Here is a 513-nt window from a genome sequence, read left to right as displayed (position 1 = left end):
AACGATCAGGTGATCTGGCCCGGCGTCATGACGCGCCTGATGGCGTGCCCGCCGACCTGCGGCGGCGCAGCCGCCGTGCTGGTCTCCGAGCGGTTTGCCGACAAGCACGGCATCGGCAAGGAGGTTCGCATCGCGGCGCAGGCCATGACCACCGACACGCCCTCGACCTTCAAGGCCGGCGACATGATGCAGCTGGTCGGCTACGACATGGCAAAAGAGGCGGCAGGCCGGGTTTATGAAAGCGCCGGCATCGGGCCCGACGATCTCGACGTGGTCGAGCTGCACGACTGCTTTGCCCACAACGAGCTGATCACCTACGAGGCGCTCGGCCTTTGCGGCGAGGGCGAAGCCGGCAAGTTCATCAATGACGGCGACAACACCTATGGCGGCCGGATCGTGACCAATCCGTCCGGCGGATTGCTGTCGAAGGGACATCCGCTCGGCGCCACCGGACTTGCGCAGTGCTACGAGCTGACGCGGCAGCTGCGTGGCACGGCCGGCTCCACGCAGGTC

1 pseudogene is annotated in these 513 nt (G+C 66.7%); it reads left to right on the top strand.

Going from position 1 to position 513, the window contains the following annotated elements:
• Nucleotides 1-27: 27 nt before the first annotated feature.
• A pseudogene (locus tag ACFC3J_RS23065) lies at nucleotides 28-513 on the top strand (lipid-transfer protein); the annotation flags it as partial.

The sequence above is a fragment of the Sphingobium sp. genome, assembly GCF_041987595.1.
In the GTDB taxonomy this organism is placed as follows: Bacteria; Pseudomonadota; Alphaproteobacteria; order Sphingomonadales; family Sphingomonadaceae; genus Sphingobium.
This window is presented reverse-complemented; position numbering and strand designations above follow the sequence as displayed.